The 24118-nt window shown below is 44.1% G+C and carries 13 protein-coding genes; 9 read left to right on the top strand and 4 right to left on the bottom strand.

Going from position 1 to position 24118, the window contains the following annotated elements:
- Positions 1 to 560: 560 nt before the first annotated feature.
- On the bottom strand, positions 561 to 809 hold the full coding sequence (locus tag LMH68_RS22740; protein ID WP_017062732.1) for a hypothetical protein: 249 nt from the start codon (positions 807 to 809) through the stop codon (positions 561 to 563).
- 251 nt (positions 810 to 1060) lie between these two features.
- Between LMH68_RS22740 and LMH68_RS22735 the strand changes: the two genes are divergently transcribed.
- Together LMH68_RS22735 and LMH68_RS22730 are read left to right on the top strand one after the other, a co-directional pair.
- Positions 1061 to 2665: a mechanosensitive ion channel family protein gene (locus tag LMH68_RS22735; protein ID WP_017064335.1), complete on the top strand. Its 1605-nt coding sequence runs from the start codon at positions 1061 to 1063 to the stop codon at positions 2663 to 2665.
- Positions 2666 to 2869: 204 nt separating this feature from the next.
- Positions 2870 to 3703, top strand: a complete 834-nt coding sequence (locus LMH68_RS22730) for a RecX family transcriptional regulator (protein ID WP_413755964.1) — start codon at positions 2870 to 2872, stop codon at positions 3701 to 3703.
- 194 nt (positions 3704 to 3897) lie between these two features.
- Here LMH68_RS22730 and LMH68_RS22725 read toward each other — a convergent pair whose 3' ends face one another.
- The 3 genes from LMH68_RS22725 to LMH68_RS22715 form a co-directional block, all read right to left on the bottom strand.
- Positions 3898 to 4317 (bottom strand): hypothetical protein, encoded by a 420-nt coding sequence (locus tag LMH68_RS22725; protein ID WP_229647365.1) that lies wholly within the window; start codon positions 4315 to 4317, stop codon positions 3898 to 3900.
- The gene (locus LMH68_RS22720; RefSeq protein ID WP_229647364.1) at positions 4307 to 5221 is read right to left on the bottom strand and encodes a hypothetical protein; all 915 of its coding nucleotides are present in this window, start codon (positions 5219 to 5221) and stop codon (positions 4307 to 4309) included. The genes LMH68_RS22725 and LMH68_RS22720 overlap by 11 nt, the downstream gene beginning before the upstream one ends.
- A 287-nt stretch (positions 5222 to 5508) precedes the next feature.
- Entirely contained in the window at positions 5509 to 7356 is a 1848-nt protein-coding gene (locus LMH68_RS22715) for a M3 family metallopeptidase (protein WP_229647363.1), read from the bottom strand.
- A gap of 279 nt (positions 7357 to 7635) precedes the next feature.
- Here LMH68_RS22715 and LMH68_RS22710 point away from each other — a divergent pair, with 279 nt between their 5' ends.
- From LMH68_RS22710 to LMH68_RS22680, 7 genes are all read left to right on the top strand, one after another.
- Positions 7636 to 16812, top strand: coding sequence for an RTX toxin (locus LMH68_RS22710; protein ID WP_229647362.1), 9177 nt, complete (start codon positions 7636 to 7638; stop codon positions 16810 to 16812).
- A gap of 33 nt (positions 16813 to 16845) precedes the next feature.
- A complete protein-coding gene (locus tag LMH68_RS22705) occupies positions 16846 to 19005 on the top strand; it encodes a type I secretion system permease/ATPase (RefSeq protein ID WP_229647361.1) in 2160 nt (719 codons plus the stop codon).
- Complete coding sequence (locus LMH68_RS22700; protein ID WP_229647360.1) at positions 18998 to 20323, top strand: HlyD family type I secretion periplasmic adaptor subunit; 1326 nt, start codon at positions 18998 to 19000, stop codon at positions 20321 to 20323. Before LMH68_RS22705 ends, LMH68_RS22700 begins: the two co-directional genes overlap by 8 nt.
- 34 nt (positions 20324 to 20357) lie before the next feature.
- The gene (locus LMH68_RS22695) at positions 20358 to 21671 is read left to right on the top strand and encodes a TolC family outer membrane protein (protein ID WP_017059472.1); all 1314 of its coding nucleotides are present in this window, start codon (positions 20358 to 20360) and stop codon (positions 21669 to 21671) included.
- Complete coding sequence (locus LMH68_RS22690; protein ID WP_017059473.1) at positions 21671 to 22309, top strand: OmpA family protein; 639 nt, start codon at positions 21671 to 21673, stop codon at positions 22307 to 22309. The genes LMH68_RS22695 and LMH68_RS22690 overlap by 1 nt, the downstream gene beginning before the upstream one ends.
- Positions 22309 to 23253: a PstS family phosphate ABC transporter substrate-binding protein gene (locus LMH68_RS22685; RefSeq protein ID WP_017059474.1), complete on the top strand. Its 945-nt coding sequence runs from the start codon at positions 22309 to 22311 to the stop codon at positions 23251 to 23253. Before LMH68_RS22690 ends, LMH68_RS22685 begins: the two co-directional genes overlap by 1 nt.
- 210 nt (positions 23254 to 23463) lie before the next feature.
- Positions 23464 to 24051, top strand: coding sequence for a hypothetical protein (locus tag LMH68_RS22680; RefSeq protein ID WP_017071598.1), 588 nt, complete (start codon positions 23464 to 23466; stop codon positions 24049 to 24051).
- Positions 24052 to 24118: the final 67 nt, after the last annotated feature.

Raw genomic sequence — 24118 nt, 5'->3', positions numbered from 1 at the left:
CTGAAGAAGCGATGTTGGTTTGGGGATTACTGGTTTCTGTATGAGTTTGTGTGCCAACTAGGACTGATTGGCCATTAGCGGATACAGATAACGATACTTTCTTGACGGCCAGAGTGCTCGCCAGACAAGTTACGATAACCAGTCCGGTAAGGAAGAGCGCCCAAAGCGAATGCTTTTGTCGGCGGTTCTGTGTGGATAAGAAAAGTAGCGATGTGTTCAGCAAATTAGTCAGTAATCAAATCTGTTAGTCGTTAAAGCAAGCTCATTGAATTGTGGTTAGCTTAGATAAGTTCTCTTCGTGCCACAAGTCATAAAATGGTTAAAGTGAAACTATGTATAAATGCGGGAAACGGCAGATACACGATAAAAGACGCATAAACACCAATTCACGCGAATACGACATTGAGCTGTAGCTAAAGTTCACAACAACTGAAAGTTATCGCTAATTATTCTGTATTGAGTGGTTTATTAACTATCAGGACGGGACAGGCGATACAAAAAAGCCCAACAGATCGTCAGTGAACGTGTTGGGCTTTAATCATTGGTGCTATTGGAAAGGCTTAGTGAGTGCGGCGAGGGCCGTTACGTACCAAGTCTTTACCGTTATCAAACACCTCTTTGGTGATCCAGCGAGCAAGCAGAACTTTATGGCTGCTATTGAATACAGCAACGAAGTGACGACCATCTGAATTATTGGTTGCCATGCCTACACCTTCAACGCCTTCAAGGCCTAAACCGCCAGCTTCCACTGAAATTAGGAATTGCTCTAGTTCTTCTAGAGACTCAATAATATCAAGTTCGTTGTTCATTTTTATGCTCTCTTGCTGTGAGCCAACATCGTATTTAGGGCGCTTTAGTGCTGTGCTCGAATGAAGATATTGGCTGTTGTTCTTTGTTGGATGCGTACTCTACAGGTCATAAGAGGGGATTGGAACTCTCAAATATTAGAAGCAGGCTGATAATTTGCGAATTTTTAACATAACATACGTTTAAATGCTTGTTATCCATATTCTTTTTACTACTATTTATAGGGTCAATTTAGACAGTGATAGGAATTAATATGATGAAGGTTTGGCGTTGTCTATTGTTAATGTTGGCGTTTGTCGCATTTGGAAGTTATGCGCAGAGCGTTGAGAAAATCGCAGAAGTACAAGATCAGTTAATGCTCGATCTAGCAACATTAGAAACGGCGCATGATGCTGAGAAGCCCTTTCTTGAAGATATCTTAAGGCGTAAGAATCAGGGCCTACGCGAAGAGATTTTTTCACAGCTATCGTCAGATAAAAAAGAGGGGCTGGATGTCACTCTTGCTCAGCAGGTCGAACTGCTACAAAAATTGCTGTCGTTGAATGAAACTAAAATCGTTTCAATGAGTAAAGAAAACCGTTCAGCTGAAGGTGACGCTAAAAAACGCCTTGAATTGCGTATTCAAAAACGAATCGGAATGATGGATGTCTATTATCAGCAGCTTGCTAAGACCTTAAATTGGTCGAAAGAGCGTGGTGTTGATGTTGCTGTTCCTGAAGGTGAGCTCAAAACGGCACTTGTTTCTCGTTCTCAATATCTTACTAATGCAATTCTATACACGGATACACAACGTCAAGATTTAGAACGCCGGTTATCTTATGTAAGTGAAGAAGAGAAAGCGACGATTAAAACTGAGCTTGAACGCTTCAGTGAGCGAACTAGCGTTATGGTCGCGAGCTTAGAAGAAACCATCACGCTAATGGAACCGTTTGGCGTGGATGTGACTTCGTACAAACGTGTTTTGCTAGCGACGACAGGTGACATTAACGCCGATGTGTTGGATGTTGATGTTGCACTGGAGCTGTTGGATGGTTGGCTTCGTTCGTTCAGTTCATGGGCTTTTGAAAATACCCCTTCTTTTATCGTTAAACTTGCTCTGTTTCTCGGTATTTTGTATGTAACTCGCCTTATTGCTAACGTGGCTCGCAAAACCGTTCGTAAGAGTGTTTCGCACTCTAAAATGGACTTCAGTGTATTGATGCAGGACTTCTTTGTATCCATCGCATCTAAAGCGGTCGTGTTTATTGGTTTGCTTATCGCACTGTCTCAAATAGGGATAGAGCTAGCACCTCTTCTTACTGGTTTCGGTGTAGCCGGTGTCATCATTGGTTTCGCATTGCAAGACACACTATCTAACTTTGCATCGGGTTTGATGATCTTGATCTACCGTCCTTATGACGTCGGTGACATGGTTAAAGTGGCAGGCGTGCAAGGCACGGTAAAAGACATGAGCTTAGTATCGACGACTGTTCAAACCATTGATAACCAACGCTTGGTGATCCCAAACAACAAGATTTGGGGTGACGTGATCAACAACATCACGGCAGAACGTGTAAGACGTGTTGATATGGTTTTCGGTATTGGTTATTCAGATGATATCGATAAAGCGAAAGCGGTATTGAACGACATCATTCTTGCACACCCTCTAGTGTTGAAAAAACCAGAGCATATGATCAAGCTTCATACCTTGAATACGTCTTCTGTTGATTTCGTAGTACGACCTTGGGTTAAGACTGATGACTATTGGGATGTGTACTGGGATGTAACGGAAACCGTGAAGAAACGCTTCGATGAAGAAGGCATCACGATTCCATTCCCTCAACGAGATGTACATATTTACAATCACGAAGAGAACTAAACGAAAGATCTAGTATGAAAAGCTATTACGAAAAAGCTAAGCATGGCTTAGAGCCATCATTCTTAATGTGATATCAAATGGACGCTGAACAAGCGTCCATTTTTATTGGCTGCCGCTTATGTTGAGCTTCATTCTTTTATGTCACTCAACCACCTTAGAATTACGTTATGATGGGGTAGGCTTAATCTGGAAAGTTGAAATCGAATGGACGATTCACAGCAAAAAACGAATACTAGAAATACAACGGTAAGAAAAGCGACGCGAATTGAAAGTGTTATGAACTCTGCGATGTGGCATTTAACTCAGAGAGACATGACGGAAAGCGAGTTAGTGGCGAAGCTCAAAGTGAAAACCGACAATCAAGAATGGATCGATGAAACTCTAGGGACATTGAAAGGCTTCGGGTATCTCAAGTCTGACCAAGTGTTTGCAGAACAATTCGTGGAACAAGCTTTCTCTGGTGAATTCGGTTCTCGATACATTGTCGAAAAACTGAAGAAGAAGGGGCTGACCGATTCAGTGATTTCTGATGCAATCCATAAAGTGTCGTTCGAAAAGTCTATTGATGAACAAACCATCTTGATAGACCGAATCAACCACTACTATTCAAGCTTTACCATGAGCCGTGAAAAGCTGGTTGCGACACTGCAAAAGCGTGGCTTTAGCTATCAACAAGTTAAGGTAGCGATTGACCAGCACCCACAAGCGCATCAACTGAAAAGTAACATTCAAATTAAGGCCGAGAAAGCCGATTTGGAAAAAGAGGTGCTCAAGTATGCTCGTAAAGGCAAGGGCCTGACCGCCATTCAGCAAGAACTTAGACAACGACAAATCGACACAAGTGAGCTGTCATCGCTCATCGACCGATTGATTAATGAAGAGCAGCTAGATTTCTATTCTTCTTGTTTAGAACAGTTGCAGAAGAAGCCTTATGACCTAAACAATCATAAAGAACGCTCTAAGGCTTACGCGATGCTAAGTCGAAAGGGGTTCTCTTCTGACGAGATCAAATTTGCATTGAGTGAAGGTAACGAATAACTAAGCCGGAAAAATTTCCTATTGTAGTATGTTGGTTTGTCCTAAGTAACTATTGGACAAAAATGCGTTACGACAAATAGAATATTAGCAATTAATGGATAACTTCAAGTATTGAATAATAGCTTTGGGAGAGTTAGCGCATGACGCGTACATACGCTAACAGAGTAGCTTGTGCCAAGAGCATGAAAAATAATTTAATCACACAAGCTAGGGTCTAAAACATACGTCCGACTTGAGGATTTTAATGTGAGTTCTTGTTCAGAGGTGCATTCGATATAGCTTTTCTCATGAAGTTTTACCTTCAATGCTCCATTTACCTTCCAGCCAGTTAGAAAAGCTAATACAGTTATACTCCCAAGAATGATTATAAATATCTTGGGTATCCAGAGGAGCTTTTCCCCTGTAATCAGGCAGATGACCATGAATACAGACATAACAAACATTGCCCAAGAAAAAGCAAATGTAGAAGCATCATTAATCGCCCCACTTACGACTATTTTATCATGAAGCAGTTTATGTGCATCAAACACCCCCATAACATCGTGAGCCGATAGCAGAAAAAGTGATGAAAAAATCAAACAGAAAGCAAATGCCTTTAAGCGGTTAATTTTCATCAATTAATCTCTCTACTTCTTTTTTCATTGGTTCAGTATATCTATATTTGTCATCTACTTCAGATACTTTCTTACCAATGTAAAATGCACTTATGGCAAAGAAACCTAGTAACAATGCTGTAGGCGGGGTAGCAAACGCTAGGGTTAATCCAGCTCTTAATACTAAAGTAGCACCTTGAGCTATTACGCCTGCAACCACACCTTTAGATATATCCGCTGTAAATTGGCCGACCACTTCACCTAGCGTTTTTTCATCATGTAAAATGTAGTTAACTGCATTAACCGCACCACTAAACACAAGCTCTACATAGATGTTGCCTTTCAAGAAACTGACATTGCCTTGAACGGTATTTAGGGCGTGACCAATTTTAAGCAATTGTGGTGTTGCTTCTTGCCAACGGATACCTAGGTCTAAATATTTAGGCTTGTAGTTCTCAACCACAATATTCATTACACCATTGATATTGACAGCTTTAGCGGTTGCCCCCCAACCGCCAAGCTCTTTAGCGACCTCATAAGCGCCTTTAAGCCCCATACCTACGCCAGTGTAGTCCTTGCCATTCGAAAGCTGTCCATGCGAGTCTTTGATGAGCAAGTCTAAATACTCGTTACCTTCTTCAACAGTCAGTACCGCAATACTCACGTTCTCTTGTCGAGAGGTGTCCCACTGATATTCTTTAGCTTGCTTTTGTAAATCATCGTTCCATTCTTTTTCTGTTAGGTCGTAAGCTTGTTGGGCAGCTTCGCGTTCAGCAAGAACACGCTCTCTATTTTCAGCCCATCGTTTCTCATCGCTCGCGGTATATCTCAGCTCTTCCTGACGTTCTCGATGTTGACGTACTGCACGTTCTGTTGTGGTTTCTTGTCTTTCTTCTGGAGCTACAGGAGCGGATTCATATCTCATGGGAGTCGACTTCACTGATAAATAAAAAGGATATTAACAATATTTTCAGTGGTTTATTATCCTCAGCAAGAGGATCTGATGATTAAACCAATTAAATAGGCAACCTGACAGGTCAAATAATCATAATAAAGGTCAAATCGTGTTGAGTTGCATCATATAGGATAACTTTTTGTAGGGTAAAATGAACGACACAGATCTTGTAGAGTATTTGGTCTAGCTGATTTTGGGGCAAAAATGAGTTATGTCACTACTCATTTTTGCCTTTTTCATTAGCATTAAAACTCAATCTATCGACCGTATTGCTCAATAATAAAGTGCTCAAAATCATCACACATTTGGTCATTCGACTTTGCATTATTCGCTAATTCAGTTGCACCATCAACGATCGATATCTTCGCATTCAAATCCGCGACTGGTGCACGTTCTCTTGTCGACAGCTGTTTGATTTTTTGCTCCTCAATCGCCCAAGCCTCCTCTGGCGATAAGTTACACTCGTCAGCAAGGTATTTGGCATTAAAACCTTCCCCAGTCAGGCTTTCGATTGTCCCATTATGATTGACGCTGTTTCCTTGATGCCAATAGTGCTTAGCTAACAAAGGGCCGATCTCTGGGTTATCCGTTAGGTAGCCAAACTTATCGGTGAAATACGCACGAGTTTGATACACCGCCATATGAGCCAGCAGGTAACCTTGATATGCGCAAGAGGCTTCATCCGACAATAGATGCGGGATCGCCATTAATGGGCGAGGGCTACAAGCTAATCCAAGAATCGTTTTCTCACTGCTACGAGCAAGAGCAGTGATCTTTTCCGGTGTCAGATCTTCATCCGCCAATTCGTAAAGTGCTCGCTCGAAATACGGAACCACTAAAATGCTGCGTTCTTGATAAGCTCTGAAGGGTTGTTTGTTATCGATGATGGCTTTGATTAACTTGTCAGGTACTGCTTGACCATCTGCATTTAGCGCGTATTGTTTGAGCCAATCGGCATCGTTCAACAAGCTGTCACAGAACATTGATTGCGTTTCGGCATAAGCCATTGAGGTTGGGGCAAATTCTTGAGAGAAACACGGCGCGTTCATTTTCACGTTAGCAAAATGGGCCGCATGACCACCCTCGTGAAATAGTGTATTGATGCCATCATAGCCGCTGCCAACTTGATCGGGCTTTGCATTGCTCGTGAAGTTAACTTGAGCCGCTACCCATGTGTCTTGATCGTAGAAAGATGGGATCGGACCATGGCAGAAGCCATTAGGGTACTTACCTTTACGATCAAGCAGATCCAATTTTAATGTCGCTTGAGAGTATTCGATGTTGAGGCGACCAAAAGATTCAATCCAGCGTCGAAGTGACTTTGAGAACGGAACATAAGGATCAAGATCATTCATAACGTCACCTGCAAAAGAGTAGGTAAAGTTATGGGCTTGAAGTGCATTCTCGCCTTTCTGCTCAGCCAAATTGGCTAGGCTTTGCTGATGGCTATCACGCGTGCGTGCTTCGAAGTCATCCAGAATCGTAAACAGTTGTTCTGTCGTCATCTGTTCGGTTTTTACCACCGAGTAATCAAAGAAGGTTTTAAAACCCAGTGATTGAGCAAATTGGTTACGTTTTTTGATCAGTTCAATAAAGCCGTTAGCCAGCAGCCATTGCTCTAAATCTAATAGTGCTTGATGTGCAGAAAGCCTAACTTGTTCATTACCATTACTTCTAACGGCTGAACCTAAAACGGGCAGTGACCCTTCTGTTTCATCGCCTGTTTCATTTACGTAAGTCATCACGTGATTCTGTTTTTTCTCAAACAGTTCAGCCTCAAACTTTATGAGTTCGGCTTTAAGCTTCTGTGACTGTTCAGACTCAATAGCGTGAGATCTAAAGGTCGCCAACCAACCATTCAAGCCTGTCAGCGTACTCTCTTTTTCGAGAGGATCTTGAATTTCATCGATAACAGCGAGTTGCGTTTCGATAGCAGTAATCTGTTCGGCAGAGCTAAGAAATTCCGTCCACTGAGTCTGCGCGAGTGTCGAACCATCGTGGTCGTCACTGATCCCCATATATGTATCCCAAAAGAAGTCTTCTTTCGCTTTATGAGTCGCAAGATACTTTTGATTCAATTGGTTGAGATAGTTCGTTGCAGTCATGACATTCCTTGAAAATTAACCAGTAATTTCAACATTATGACACATTCATTGAATGTATTTTGTGATGATAGATATAACTGAATGCAAGTCACAGCCTATCGGTTTACTTTACAGCGTATTAGTGATAATTAATTAACTGTTAATGATTTATAATTAATTAACTGTTAATGATTTGTTGTTTGCTAGTATTAATTAGAAATAGTTCGCTGATTTATCCAGCCTTTTATTGAGTAAATTGATGTACTCAAGGTCAGCGTTTTTGTAAGGAAGAGGTTTAGGATGGATCCTATTTTATATATCGAAGTTGGTGGTGTTGTTTGGCAAGTATTCCCTGATGGTACTTGGCTTCAATTACCTGCTACGCAGCCAAAAGTTGAAGGCGTGCAAGTCGTCAGCATTGAACCTCAGAACTTACAAGAGGCTCAGCCCTTAACTGCACCACAAATCGCCGCAGTTGAACAACAGTTGGAAAAGGTGGTCACCGAACTCGTCAACAACATTGAAAGCGCACCTCAACAGCCTAACTCAGTAAATGACCAACCTAGTTCCAGCGCCTCATTTATTGTTTATGTTCGTTCCACCTTAGATGAAACGCTCGCTGAGGCGGGTTTTGATACGCGTCCTGCAGAATATGCCGACGAAGATACAACCTCGAATGAGGGTAACCTTGATATTCTGTTACCTAGTGCACTATTAACCGTTGATATTTTGGATGGTGGAGACGGTTACGAAAATCAGTTTGAAGTACCAAGTGTCACGATTACGGGCACGGCAGTGGATGTTCGAGACGGGCGTACCGTTGTTCTGACCATCACTGATGTTAACGGAAACACAGTAACCACCACAGCCATCACAAGCGATGAAACGTATGTCGTCAATGGCGTCGACCTCTCTTCATTGGAGGAGGGGGATCTTCAAGTCGATGCTGTCATTGCTGATGATTTTGGCAATAGCATTGCAGCTAACGATTCCACAATCAAAGACACATTAGCCAACATTGAGGTTGACTTCGATGGCTTTGGTGATGAGTTTTACAATCAATTTGAAATATCGAATGGGGTGCTAGTTGGTACGATTGCCAATGTAGAAGATGGGCAAACCATCAACATTTCAATTACCGATAGCCAAGGAACGATACAAGAATACACAACGGAAGTATCCGGCGGAACTTGGACTCTGACTCTTCAAGACTACTCAAGCTTTGCAGAAGGTGAGCTAACCGTTGTTGCCAATACTATCGATATTGCTGGAAACCCTACAACAGCGACCGACACGATCGTGAAAGATACGCTAGCGGACATCACCGCTGCGGTTGATGATGGTGGCGACGGTGTCCTCAATAGCTTCGAAATTCAGTCGGCTAAATTCTTTGGTACGGTACAGAACGTAGAAGATGGCCAAACGGTCAATATTCGTATTTCTGACAGCACAACGAATGTCATTGTTCTGACGGCAACTGTGATTGATGGTGCTTGGTCAGTTGAAGGCGTGGATCTAACCAGCTTTTCCGATGGTGGCATTCAAATTGAGGCTGACACTGTTGACGTTGCCGGTAACCCTGCTTCTGCAATAAATAGCGCAGGGCAAATTGTTATTGATACTGTTTCGCCTGTTATAGACATTGATACGCTAGACGGTTTTAGTATTTTGGCATTTCGTGGCGGCCAACTTACAACCATGCAAGGCACAACCAATGTTGCCGAAGGTCTTCCTGTTTATATTGAAGTTAATGATGGCTCTCAGACTCTTGTGTTTGAGGGTGTTGTTGATGCATCAGGTAATTGGGTTGTTGAAAATATAGATGTCTCGTCCCTAAACTTGGCGTCAGAATGGACGGTTGATGCCAAAGTTTTCAATACGGTAGGCAATCAAGCTATCGATGATATGCCAAGCATTATACTGCCCGAGTCGGTTGTGTTCTCAGAAACTGTTGTCGGGATTTTTGGAAATCAAACTCAGACCTCTGATATTCGCATCGATTATGCGGACTTCTCTTTTAGCGATGATCAAAGCATCGCAGAGTCACTAACTTCTCAAACCCTATCGATAACCGTTGCTGTATCGGCTGATAAACAAAGCCTCATTGGCACACGAAGCGATGGGCAAAAAGTATTCGATGCGTCAATTTCCGGCAGCAACGTAAATATCAATTTTTATAAGGCGATTGATCAGGAAGCTGGGTTAGATTCAATTCTGACGGCTTTGCTCATCGAAGGTTTGCAAACCGATGCTGATGGTACAACGGAGTTAGTGATAGGACGTTTACCTATTGTCATCAAAGATTCTGAACCTCTGGTTTTTGATGAGTCTTATCAAATGATCGAGGGTGAGATTGCGTCAGGGAACGTGTTGAATAACGACATCGATTTGGATACTCAACTTACGATAAAAAGTGTTGAAGTTGATGGTACGACCAAGACGATTGTTGGTGGCTCTCCGGTTTCATTTGCTACTAGCGAAGGCACCTTGACCGTATTTGCGAATGGCCACTGGACGTTCGTCGCCAACAGGAATTTGGACCACACAGTTGATCAGAACATCACCTTCAACTATGTTGCTGGCGACATCAGTAATGATTTCGGAAACGGCACTGCGGTCATTGATATTTTTGATGGTGATGCAGGGCTAGTTGTTGATGGGACAACGACCAGCTCTGAAGGTGATGTGTCTGATGGAATTCAAACTGTAGTCGGCCAGTTTACCGTTTCCGCTGGATCAGATAATCCAGATCCCGCTTCTATTGTATTTAATGCTAATACTCCGGTGCAGTTAGACGCCTTGGGCTTGACGACCGGAGATGAGAACTTTCCTCTAACCTACACGTTAGCGAATGATGGTAAAACGATTACCGCACAAGCAAATGGTGAAACGATATTCACGCTAACGTTGAGTGCAGTCGCTAGTGGTATCGATGTTCTAGCAGATGTCACATTAGTGTTAGAACAGCCTATCAACCACCTGTTCAGCAACGACTCCATCACCCTGCCACTTATTATTGATGGAACGGATTTAGATGGCACTTCTTTAAAACAAGGGCAATTCGACTGGATCATCCAGGATGGAGCCGACCCAATATTAACTTCAACTAGCAATGCTGCTGTGGACGAATCAGATCTTATTCACGGCAGTGTTTCAGATACTGGCACTTTCAATCTCAACGTCGGAAGTGACTTTGTTGAGTCTGTATTTTTTGATGTTGGAGATCAGCCGCAGTTGTTTAGTGGGGGTGTACAGATCATCTATGTGGTCTCTGCAGACGGAAATGAACTTACTGGTTATGTTGGCTCTGAAAGTGCTGAAAATAAAGCGTTCACCTTGAGCTTTACCTCTCTGTCAGGTGAGACCGATACTGATGTCACTTACACCTTTGAACTATTCAAGGGCCTCGACCAAACGAATGGAACCGACCAAATTCCTTTTGTCATCACAGCAAAAGATGATGACAACGATGAAACTCAATTAACCTTGAACGTCTCGATTACGGATGGTGGGGAGCCTACGATTGGCTCTGGCATGGTCGAGTTGAGTGAAAACCCTGTTGCTGATACAACCCCGTCTGGTGTTGGAACAACAGCGAGTGCAAGCTTAGCCGTGAGTGCGGGCAACGATCCACTCGTGTTCTTGGGGTTAGATGTGACAACTGGCCAAGCCGTTCTTGATAGTGACGGTGAGGCGGTGACACGTAATGGTGAAGCATTGTCTTGGCGAGATAATGGGGATGGAACGTTTGATGCGGTATTGTCGAATGGCGATGCTGTTTTCCAAGTGAGACTTCCTGAAGATTTTAGCTTAGAAGCCAATGGTTCCACGAATGTCACGGTTGAGATTGATTTGTACCAGTCAATAGACCACGGAACCGGTGTGAAGGACACAGAGCTGTCGATTCCAGCCTCAATCGTCACAATCGATTCAGACGGTTCACGAGATACACAAGAATCTGATATTAAGATTTACGATGGTGCAAACCCTAAAATTACTGTTATCGGAAGCATTTCTGTTGATGAAGACGGTCTGCTTGGAGACAGCGAACAGGTTGGTGTTGAAGATTCTAGCCCTTCGTTAGGAATCATCGAAGGTTCCGATGATGTTGTCTCTGTGACGGTCGACACCGCTGCGTTTGATGCACTTTCATATTCGAGTGCAGGGAAAGACATTTCACTGCAAGCTGTCGATTCTGATGGTTGGTATTACGGTCAAGATTCTGATGGAAACAATATATTTAGGATTCGTTTTAATACTGACGGGACAACAGAGTTCGACCTTTATGCACCTCTCGATCACGCCAATGCTGATGGAGAGAATAATCTAGCCCTCAATTTTGAATTGGTGGTCAACGATGCGGACGGCGATAGCTCTGATCCGGCAATTTATTCTGTCAACGTAACAGATGCTGTCCCAGTTGCGCGTTCAGGGGCAATTGAAATGGTTGAGGGTGATGACCTTAATGGACAATTTCTAACAGAAAAATTCGCAGGTGCCGATGGCGCAACCATTGTAAGTTTTGACTATCGCGGTACTACCTATACCTTTGATAACGCAGGCACTCCTATCACGATTAATCTAATTAATGATTATGATGGTGGGTCTACTTACGGTCAGTTTACGCTTTCTTCAGATGGTAGCTACCAGCTGACTACAAATCCCAATGTATCAACAAACCCTGCAGATCCTAAGATCGTCGATGACATCGATTATCTGGTGCGAGATGCGGACGGTGATAAAGTTACCAGTACTGCTGAGCTTATTCTGGATGATAACGAAGGTTTTATTCGTTATGAAGATTCTGAAACCACAGAAGACAATGACGCGATTATCGTTGTAAGTGTGGCAACCGGCGATGTCGACCAAAGCGAAACCGTTACTGCTATCGAGTTCTCAGAAGCATCGCTAAACGGTGGTAGCTTGTACCTTGATGGGGTGTTGCTTCAAGTTGTAGACGGCAAGGTCACCTTGTCTGGAAGTCAATTGGCAGCGATTGATAGTCAGTTCACTGGGCCTAATGGACAGTTGACTTATCGTCCCGCGCTTCATGAATCCAATACCACCTCAACGGTTATCCTAGCGATCAACGCAATCATTAGCACTGATACGGATCCTAAAGAACTGACGGCTGATGTTGCAGTGTCTGTTTTACCGGTGGCTGATGCACCGGATTGGTCGGCTTCCGTATTCTCCTATCATTCAGTAGAAGATGACTCAGACCCAGTCAGTTTGGACATAACAGCTCAGCTGGTGGATCAAGATACGTCAGAAACATTGAGCTACCAGATTAGTGGGATTCCTGACGGCTTGAATTTGACGTTAAATGGCAACGCAGTCAAAGAAGGGAAATCTTACACACAGGCTCAGATTGATAAAATGGAAATCAGGGCTGACGACAACCTAGCGGGTCGCTTTGAGTTTGAGATTACTGCGGTTGCAACAGAGTCTGGCAATTCATTCGCTGACCCAGATGATAAAACGGCAAGTATTGTACATACCGTTACTGTCGATATTTCACCTGATGCTGATACTCCTCATGTGTCTGTTAAAGACTACAAGGGACTAGAGGATGAAGCTATTTACCTCAAAGACGTTATTGAAGGCGCTTTGGCGGACACCGATGGTTCTGAATCGTTAAGTTATATTATCCAAGTTCAAGATGGCTGGTCTGTTGAAGGTGATGGTACCGCAAAGATAGGCAATAACTCCTATTCAGTCACTGCCGAAGCTATCGCCAATGGTGTTGCTTATATTCAGCCTAAAGAAGACATCAGTTCCTTTACTGAAGATCTGTCAATAGACGTAACAGCAATAGCGACTGAGTCGACGATCGATTCACTTATTCCTATCAATGGGCAAGCGTCAAGTGATACAAAAACCATCAATATCTTTTTGAAAGGTGTTGTGGATGAACCTATCGCGGTAGACGGTGGTAATGGTCATTGGCAATACGACAGTGACAGTAAAGTCATCAGCAACCAATCGGTCTTGAATGAAGATGGGTTAATACAGCTCGACTTCCTCATACAAACGACGGATGACGATGTTTCAGAAGAGATCAACATACTGCTTACTAACATTCCTGAAGGCACTTTGCTGGTGGATGCGTTGGGTGAACCAGTCTCGCTGACGATTGCGTATGTTGATGATGTGACAGGGCCCGTATTCCAAGTTTCTAACGCTCAACTGGATGATCTGTATCTCAAGCCAGTTCTTGATTTTAGTGGTGAATTAGAACTCACCGTTATTGCTATCTCAACTGAGCCCGATGGTGATTCGGGCGAGTTTCCTATGACACTTAAAGTAGAGCTAGCGCCGGTCGTTGATCAAGAAGACGGTCAAGTGGTCAGTACTCAAGGCATCGAAGACAGTCAAATCGGCCTGAACCTTGAACCTTCAGTGAATCAGGATATTGATGGCAGCGAATCCTTGACGGGATATGTCATTGATAGCCTACCTGCAGATCTCACTCTTTATTTTGATGGGAGTGTTATTCAGGTCCCAGCTTCAGGCTTAGATTTGGATACTCTACTGGACTCAACAACGCCAACGCTTTCGGATCTTCTAAGCAGCGGCAGGCTTTCTGTTACAGCGACAGAAGATTTAAGCGGAACATTCTCAATTCCTATCACCTATGAAGTCACGGATACCTCTCCAACTGGTGCAACGGATATTAAAGATATTACTGGTTCTATTAGCGTGACTGTAGATGCTCGTGTCGAGCTAGATACTCGATTAGAAGGCTCTACAGAGCTGTTACAGAGTACAGACGGCTCGCCTGTTGATATCTCTAACGCCGTGACGTTCGTCGACGCGGATATCGATGGGTCAGAGTACCTCGATTATATTTTGATCGAGATTCCCGACGGCTATTCGTTGATTGTTGAGCACCCTAATGGTGCCGCTCAAGATAGCTCTGGGAATTGGATCATATCTGCGGATGGGTTAACGAGTGACTCTTTCCAAGAACTCGCAGCGTACATTTTAGATAATGCGACGATTTCCAGCCCAAGTGATACTCCGGTACTGGATATTGTGGTTCGTGCTCGTGTGATTGATGGTGATGATGCGAGATATATTGATGCGACTTTCCCGCTGCAAATTACTGGTCATGACGGCGGTGGCGGTTCTTGTGACCCTGTTGGCCCACCAAGCCCGATTCAACCCGATGGCGAAATTAAAACACCTGAAGGGGAAGATATTGATCTCACTGGCTTGCTAAACACCGATGTTGGCAGTGATCCAGACAATGAAATCTCTTTCTATATTCCTGCCGATTCACTTCCTGAAGGCGTTGAGATCTCCGGTGATGGTGTGATTGCTGAATACGATGCTTCTGGTGAGATCGTCGGTTATTCAATCACTGCAGATGGACTTTCGAAACTAACGTTAACGGGCTTGGATGAAGATTTTGCAGGGTGTATTGATTTCACCATAGAGACAATTGAGACCTCACCATGTAGCGGTGATACGGTGACGACGGCCCAAACCATTAGTATCCAAGTTCTGCCTGTGGTCGATGACATTACGGTTGAAGCCGACTCCACAACCATTCAAGAAGACATCGCGACAGACCTTAACCTTGAACTGGTTCTTGGTGATAGCGTTGAAGATGGACAATTAATCACTGGTGAAGGCAATAGCGCTACCGGTAAAGAAACCGTTAACTCTCTAACGGTGAGCATTTCGAATGGAGCGACCTTGTCTGAAACTCCAACTGACACCGGGTTGTTAGTTGATAATGGCAATGGTACTTGGACGGTAACGGATCCTAGCCGCTTGAGTGATGTGTTAGTTACGCCACCTGAGCATTACAGTGGTGAAATTACCCTCACTGTGACAGCAAATATTACCGATGAAGCGGATTGCGTGACAGAAACGGATACGCAAGATAAAACGACGGTCGTGACTATTACTGTTGAGCCAGTCGCTGATGCGGCGAACTTGATAACAGAGGATATTATCGGAGATGAAGATAATTACATTTCGTTGTCATCACTTAGCGCAGAGCTGATTGACCAAGATGGTTCTGAAAACATGTCGCTTTCGTTGAAGGGAGTTCCTGAAGGCGCAGTTGTCGCGATTAAAATCGGAGACAACTATGAGTTGGTTCCAAACAATGGTGCTGATGGCGGTACCTTCGATGGAAACCCTACCTATGAGTGGCAGTTAGATCCAAGTCAGTTATCTAATCTAGTCATTCTGCCACCAAGAGACTTTAGTGGTGACATTAATCTGTCTCTAGAGGCGATTACTCAAGAAATTGGTACGACGGATATCCGTTATACACAATCTGAATTTACTGTAGGTGTTAACCCTATAGGTGACAAAGTTGAGTTCTTCGATTTACCTGAACAGCTCACTGGAAGTGAAGATGATGGCATCGTGATTCCTCTTGATGCCAATAGCTTTGAAACTAACAGTGATGAGTTTTTAGCAATTACGGTAACAGTGAATGGAACTTCGGACCCATCAGGGTTAGTTGGGTTAGACCGAATTCGAATTGGATCAGAAACCAGTTCTTTCACCAGTGTTGGTGGCATCATACAGGCGACGATCCTCGTTAAAGCAAGTTCTGTTGATGAGCTCGAATTCTTTGCAGGCGATGCGTTTGGTAACCTCGATATTACGATTACCGGCCGAACGGTTGATCAAAATACGGTACTCGGTGAGTTAGTGGTCGACACGGGTGACCCGAGCTCGCAAGACATGACGCTTATTATCACACCAGAGCCTGATGCACCGTTATTGAGCGTTGAATATTCTTCGATCGTGGCAGAAGCAAGTGGCACGATTCCTCTTGGTTTAGACCTTTCTCTTGTAAACCCTGCTGATTCAGAAGTGGGCTTCATTACAATTCATGATATTCCCGCAGGTTTGACGTTCTCACACGGCTCTATGGTCGATGGTCAATATGTGGTGGACTTGGCAGATGTGCCTAACCTAGCGATTACCGGGGGCTACAACAGTGGTGATCAATTTGACCTAACGATAGAGCCGTCTGCAGAGATAGGCAATAACCAAGCGGTCGGGTTACCCCAAACCGTATCGATTGAGTTTGTCGCTGAAGGGGATTCTACGATTACCGCGACAGATGATAACGACCTGCTGATTGGCGGGACGGGCTCAGATAATTTTGTGTTCGCCTCTTCAGGCTTAGGGAGTGCAGAAGCACCAAGCTACGATGTGATTCAAGATTTTGATGCGTCTCCAGATACTGATGCAATTGACCTCTCGGGTATTTTGGGAAGCCTAGGGCTTAATACAGGGCTAGGGGCAACACAATATCTAGATTTAGAAGAATCTGGTGAAGGCGTGACCATTTCTATTAAACCTAATGGCGACGAAGACGTTCAACAAAACATCTTAATAGCCGATGTCACGTACGACGATCTGTATCAAGGTGACAGTAGCAGTGCATTAGAAGCACAAATTTTACAAAAAATGATAGAAGACAATAATTTAACGCTGTAAGCTAGATGTACAGTCTATAAAAGGAAGTTTAGATTGGTAGAACAAAAAGACAGCTGGCTAGCTTGTGTTGAGTGGTTGTGTGAGCATTTTAATGTTCGCAGTCACCCTTCCAAAATAGTGTCTGGCCTACCTTTAAATGAAGGCAGGCTCAATGAATCCCTTTTTCCAAGAGCGATTGAGAAATCGGGGTTAACGCTGAGCCACGTTAAAAAAGAATTATTGAATCAATGTCAGTTCCCTGTTGTTGCTGTTGAGTCCGCGACAGGGTCTCCTCTTGTCGTAACCCAAAGCTCCGTTGGCGACTTTCAAGTATTGAATTGTGAATCCAACTTAAGCCAACAAATTCTCCTTAAAGACTTAGTCATTAAAGTGGATGCATTTGTTTGGCAAGTGGGTGCTCAAGCGCTTGATGATGCGCGTGTTCAATCCCATGAACGTAGCGAGAATAAGTCCAACACCCGTTGGTTATGGCGTGTCGTCAAGGAAGTGAAGCCTTGGTATCGCGATCTGTTTATCGCTTCGTTCTTGATCAACGTGCTTGCGCTAGTGGTTCCGTTATTTACCATGAATGTGTACGACCGTGTTGTGCCAAACCAAGCGTTTAACACGCTTTGGGTATTAGCAGCAGGCGTTGGTATCGTTGTTATTTTTGATTGGGTATTGAGAAGCTCACGAAGCTCTGTGACTGATATGGCTGGGCGCTATATTGATAACAAGTTGTCTTCTCAGCTGTTCTCGAAAGTCCTTGGTATGAAGCTCGAAAATCGACCTCAATCGGTAGGCGCATTTGCCAGACAGCTTCAAGACTTCGATAGCGTGAAAGATTTCTTCACTTCTATCTCGTTAGTCACTTTAGTCGATCTGCCATTCACTTTGTTATTCCTACTGCTTATCGGCTGGCTCGGTGGCGCAATGATGTTCATACCTGTCGCGATCATGCTTGTTTTGATTGTGCTGAGCATCGCGATGAAAGGCAAGGTCGAGAAAACATTCGATGAAACCGCACGTCTCTCGACACAAAGACAAGCCCAGCTGTTTGATTGCTTAACAACCCTTCCGGATATCAAGCAAAACAATGCTGAGGGTATTACCCAGAAGCGTTGGGAACAGACGATTTCGTCGCTCTCTCAATGGCAGACTCAATCTCGTCATTACTCCAATATCGTGACGCACTCTATTCAGTCCAGTCAGCAGATCGTTACCATCACTCTGATCATCTTCGGCGTGTATCAGATCTCTGAAGGCTTGCTGAGTATGGGTGGTTTGATAGCCGTTGTGATGTTGAGTGGGCGCGCTGCAAGTTCGGTGAACCAGCTTTCTCTTCTATTGCTGAGGTTCCAGCAAACACGTTCGGCCGTTGAAGGGCTGAATCAGATTATGGAGCTACCTCAGGAAGAGTCCAAACACCAAGTTATCGACAAAGGAGACTTTGATGGTGGGGTTAGGTTAGATGAAGTGACGTTTACTTATCCAGAGACTCAAAGCCCTGCATTAAAGGAGATTTCCCTAGAGATCAAACCGGGTGAGCGAGTTGGTCTTGTCGGTGCGGCAGGCGCGGGTAAAACAACTCTACTATCGATTGTTGCGCGCCAGTATTTGCCAACAACAGGACAAGCTTTCTATCAAGAAATCGATGGGCAATTATGGCCAACCAGCGTTCTGCGTAGTGGCATGGGTTGGGTAGGGCAAACCACTAATCTTATTTTTGGCAGTGTTTACGACAACGTTACGCTTGGTGCGACCAACGTTGATGAAGAAAAGCTAAGACAAGCTCTTCAACAGTCGGGTTTGAATGGTTACATGGGGCGCCTAAGCAATGGCCTTGAAACACCTGTCGGTGAGGGTGGTCGGTTACTTTCTGGTGGTCAGCGCCAAGCCGTTGCCATTGCGAGAGCTCTGTATCGTTGTCCAAAGTTATTGATCATGGATGAGCCCACCAGCGCGCTAGACAAGAAGGCCGAGATTCAGTTCTTTAATGCACTTCAAAGTATGCCGAGAGAAACCTCAATGCTAATCAGCTCCCATAAGTCTTCATTCTTGATGATGTGTGATCGAGTGATTGTATTGGATAAAGGTCAAATCGTGGCAGAAGGTGAACCTAAAGAAATTCTCTCTTTACAGAAGAAAAGTGTACCTAAAGGTACGAGCCGGTTTAAGACGGTATCTGTGGTGAAGGGAGGTCGTCATGAGTAATGATATTCAATGGAACAACAACCACTTAGCATTCCGCTCTCGAAAGCTGATTTGGTTGAGTGCTCTACTCATTGTATCAATTATCGGTTGGGCTACGTGGGCAACATTAGAAGAAGTCGTGATCGGTGAAGGTAAAGTCGTTCCAAGTCTTTCGGTGCAAACCATTCAGAGCTTAGAAGGTGGACTGGTTCAAGAGATCATGGTGCGACAAGGCCAATCTGTAGTGAAGGGGCAACCTCTAGCTAAGTTAGAAGACACACGTTTTAAGGCGGCGTTTTTAGAGTCGGCTCAACAAGCGGATACCTTGCTTGCTCAGCAATTAAGATTAAAGGCTGAGCTGTCGACGGTCGTTTTAAATAACGATGCGAAAGAGTGGTATGAGCGAGTGGTCTTGGTGCCTCAAGATATTGCGGTTGATGTATCAAGCCACCCTGCGTTAATGAATGCCAAGGCGAACTACCGAGAACGTTTAGGACAGTTGAAGTCTGAACTGGAAGAGGCGGCACTTCGTATCGAGCAACAAGACCAAGCTCGTGTCGATACGTTTAACAATATCCAGACTCTTGAAAGCAGCCTCGAGATTGTGATTCGTGAGCGCAACATGCTGAAAGACGTGGTAGCGAGCGGTGCTGTTGCGGAAGTTGAGCTACTTAAACTCAACCGTGATGTAGTCAAACTCAAAGGTGATATTGCTAGCTCAAAAGTAGCAGCGCAGAAGCAGATAGCTGCCTACTCAGAGTCGATAGCGGATCATCGAAGTATCGCTTTAGATTTTCGTACCAAAGTGCAAGGCCAGTTGAATGAAGTGGCGAGCAAGATAGCGCAGCTGAACGAAAGCCAGCAGGCGATTGCCGACCAACTCAAGCGTACTGAAATTGTCGCGCCCGTTGATGGCACAGTCAAAGAGATCTTTGTGCGTACCATTGGTGGTGTAGTTCGTCCCGGCGAGCCGATCATTGAGATCATTCCATCAAACAGTGACCTGATTGTTGAAGCGAGAATCTCTCCGCAAGATATTGCGTTTGTTCATAACGGGTTAGGTGCAACAGTGAAATTCACGGCCTACGATTTCGTCATTTATGGCGGACTTAAAGGCGAGGTGATTTACGTGAGTGCCGACGCCTTACAAACGGAAGACGGAAACGCCTATTATCGTGCCCATATTCAGTTAAACGAAGACCAGCAACAAAACTCTGCCTTTAGCATTATCCCAGGGATGCAAGTCGCGGTCGATATATTAACCGGAGAGAAAACAGTATTGAGTTATTGGTTAAAACCTATTTTACGAGCTAAGGAAAACTCACTTCGTGAACGATGAAGTGGGTTAAAGCATAAATATAAAAGGAAGTGTAATGCATTCAAAATTCTTACTCTCTTCTTGCTTGCTAATGAGTGGGCTGTCTCAAGCAGCTTCATTAGAAGAGTCCGTGGCCTTTGCCATCGACTATAGCCCAGAGATATTGGCGCAATACTCCCGATACCAATCGGTGGTCAGAGACGGAGACGCGGCGAGTGGTTTGTATATGCCGCAAGTGAACTTGTACGCGGCAGCAGGTTATGAAGAAACGCGCTACAACAGTGGTAGCAAACTTGATACCGATGATCGAGGCCTAACGAGAACGGAAATTGGCGTTAAAGTATCCCAGTTACTATTTGATGGTTTTAAAACCACATCGAATGTCGATCGACTGACGTTCGAAGCAGAAGCTGAGCGTCTAACTCTGATTTCGCGAGCTGAAAACGTATCGTTAGATGTGGTGAGAAATTACCTCGATATCCTAAAAGCAGAGACGCTACTTGAATTGTCTAAGCGTAATGTAAAAGAGCACCAAGAGATCTATCAAGATATCCAAGATAAAAAGAGCAAAGGCTTGAGTAGCAACTCGGATCTGGCTCAAATCTCCGCCCGTGTCGCGACCGCGCAGTCTTCACTTATCGCCGCTCAGAACAACCTGTTTGATTTGCAAACTCAGTATCTACGCTTGGTTGGCAAACCTGCGGTGAACTTGGTTTACCCCCGGTTTGATTACGCTCTATTACCAAGCTCAGCACAGGTCGCACTTGAACAAGCTGTCGAGAATCACCCTGAAATCAAAGCCTCTTTGCTTGATATCGACGCGGCTCGTAAAGAGATGCGCCGCGAGAAAGGGGATTACTACCCAGAACTAAAACTTGAGCTTCATGCCAATAAGAATGACAACGTATCTAACCCGCCAGGCGGTGTCGATGAAGATGCACGTATCATGTTGACGATGGATTATGACCTGTTTAATGGCTTCTCTACCGACTCCAGGGTTGAATCGTCAGCTTGGCGAGTGGAAGAGGCAAGGGCGATCCGATTACGAACAGAGCGTGAGGTTCGAGAAGGTACACAACTGGCTTGGAACGCTTACAAAATGCTTGAGCAGCAAAAATCCTTACTTCAACAGAATGTTGATGCAGCGAAAATTGCAGAGCTTGGCTATATCCAGCAATTCAATGTTGGCAGACGAAGCCTTCTTGATGTACTGGATGCAAAAGTAGAAGTGTTTTTGGCTCGAAGAAACTTCATCAGCACTGAATATGATCAAACGTTAGCGGCTTATCGAGTGTTAAATGCGATGGGTATGTTGACGTATGCGTTGAGGATTGAACATCCAGAAGAGTGGCAAGGGGAGAATAAGTAATGAGATATTTTAAACTAGCGCTACTTAGCTCTATCTTGCTAATGGGATGTGCAGAAACGCCTGATACGACAATGACACGCCACCAAATTGATGACTTAGCGGATAATGACCGAGATGGTGTGATTAACCAGCGAGATCTATGTGCCGATACGCCAGAAGGTGTAACGGTAGACATTAAAGGGTGTGCCAATTGGAAAATTGTCGAAGACGTTGAAGTATTAAGTGTGGCATTTGATTTTGATAAGTATGACCTTAAACCTGATCATACCGCTGTATTAAATGAGTTGGTGCGTTTACTAGGAGAGCAGCCTGATGCTTCGGTTACCTTGGTCGGAGATACCAGTGCTGAAGGTACAAACGTGTATAACAAAGCATTGGCCAAGAAAAGAACGGGCGTGATTCGAGACGCATTGATTGATAGAGGCATCAATGGTGAGCGAATCTTTGAACAAGAGTTTACTCAGATAACCAGCTTAACTCAGCATCTTCACAAGCGTAAGCGTAGAACGATCGCGGTGATTAAAACAGAAAGCATGGAAGTGAACCCATCTTGGAACATCTTCACTTCAGAAATGCAGCTCGATAGTAATAGCGATGTTGAGTCTAAAACGTCGATTGATCCAGTAGGAGGCCAGTAATGAAATGTCTAGCTAATAAATCGGGCTTGCTGCTTGCTGCTGTACCTGCGTTGTTCTCTGTATCGACATTTGCGAATGATGCCAGTGACATTGGTTTGGTCGCGATTGAGCCGAATATGCAGGGGCTTGTAGAAGATCTGCTTAAGAGCCAAGAGATCGACTTAGAAATCTTGTTGAGTGACAGCGTCCCAGAACAGATGATCATGCAGCGCTCGCGTGTTGGTATCACTTCCAAAAAGTGGACTGACAAAGAGATGGCAAGGTTTGATATGCGTTACGGTTATAGGCCAACAGAGCTGATGTTTACCGCTGACGTGATTGCGATTCTAGCCAATGAAAATAACCCTGCGACATCAATCACCGTCGCTGAATTAATTGATGTGTTTGGTTGTTCTAACGATCCTAAACATCCAAAATGGTCAGCAAGTAGTGATATTCGTAACGGTGAAAGCCTAGATACTCATATGTTGCCCTTTGCCATTGATCACAACCTGAAAGGCCATACTACCTTTTCAAGTTGGGTCGAATGTGGAACAGAAGGAGAATATGCCCATACTCAGTTCTTAGCGGATTTACCTGATCTGATTAATAAGATTGAAGACGAAGATGCCGCCATTGGTTACACCGTTTACTCAGATCAGATCTCTGATGTGAAATGGTTGAGCGTGGTTGATAACCTAGGTGTGAACTACGACCTAAACAAAGAAACGATCCTCTCTGGTCGTTACCCGTTAGCAACGGTTTATTACATGTACTTGAATATTCCAGCGCATCGCAAAGGCTTTACGGAACAAGAGGAGTTCTTTGTTGGGCTTACCTTGTCACAAGATCATCAAGTCGTTTTGAACCAATACGGCTTCATCAGCTTGCCGCCAGAAGCTATTCAACGTAACAAAGTCAGATTGTCGCTTGAAGAGCCTGCTATTGAAGGTGGCTACAAGTAATGGGTATGTTATGTTGTAACTGTTGTGGGAGAGTGATATTCTCTCTTTCGTAATGGTTCTCAACGTGACGGATTACGTTATTCGGTGATGAAATTATCTAGCGGGCATGTATGCCCGTTTTTTTTCGCCTAAAATTTGCGACTCGAGCAGTTGTTTGTCGTTTGGTCACGTATAATGGACACTTCATATAGCGCTAAATAAGCCCAGTCGATGAAAATCTTTCAAGTTCTAATCTTGCCTCTAATGCTGTCCCTCAATGCTATTTCATTTTCAGCGCAAGCAACCGAAAGCTGGTGGCTAAGAACAGTATTTAACAGCAGCCCAAGTCTGCCGAATTCTCAAAACTATATTAATGATATCGAGTTGATGGATTGTGGTGAGATCGAAGGTACTTTGTTGTGCAGTGACTTAACCCAATATTACGACCTGGATGTGTATGTTGAACTGGAGTTGGGGGACTCAAGTGTCGAAACGGTTCGCTTAAACCTGCCATATTCGGACCTAAGTTACACAAAGCTTCAGGCATACCTTCGCCAAGATGGCTTTGCTCTCAGTTCAATTCGTATTGGTGAAGATGAATTCGATGTTACAGCTCAACTCGAACAAGCTCGAAATGAAGGTGTTGGTTTCGATAAGGTGGATAAACAGCTGGTCGAATTCATCAACGCGCCTCACGGTTCAGCAGAGCAACTGAGTGTGTGGAATGTGCCTAGCTTATCTTCTTCTAGCTCTACTTCTCCTTGGATTCAGTTACAGAGTGATGGTGACAACTTAACGGTTGAACTTAATCGTTTTTAATTGCTCAAATTTATAGATAGTTTCGTTATTTATTAGGCTAAACAAGCCTTTCAGGAGAACGGCTCGC

The sequence above is a fragment of the Vibrio sp. F13 genome (assembly GCF_020806305.2).
Lineage (GTDB): Bacteria > Pseudomonadota > Gammaproteobacteria > Enterobacterales > Vibrionaceae > Vibrio > Vibrio crassostreae_C.
This window is presented reverse-complemented; position numbering and strand designations above follow the sequence as displayed.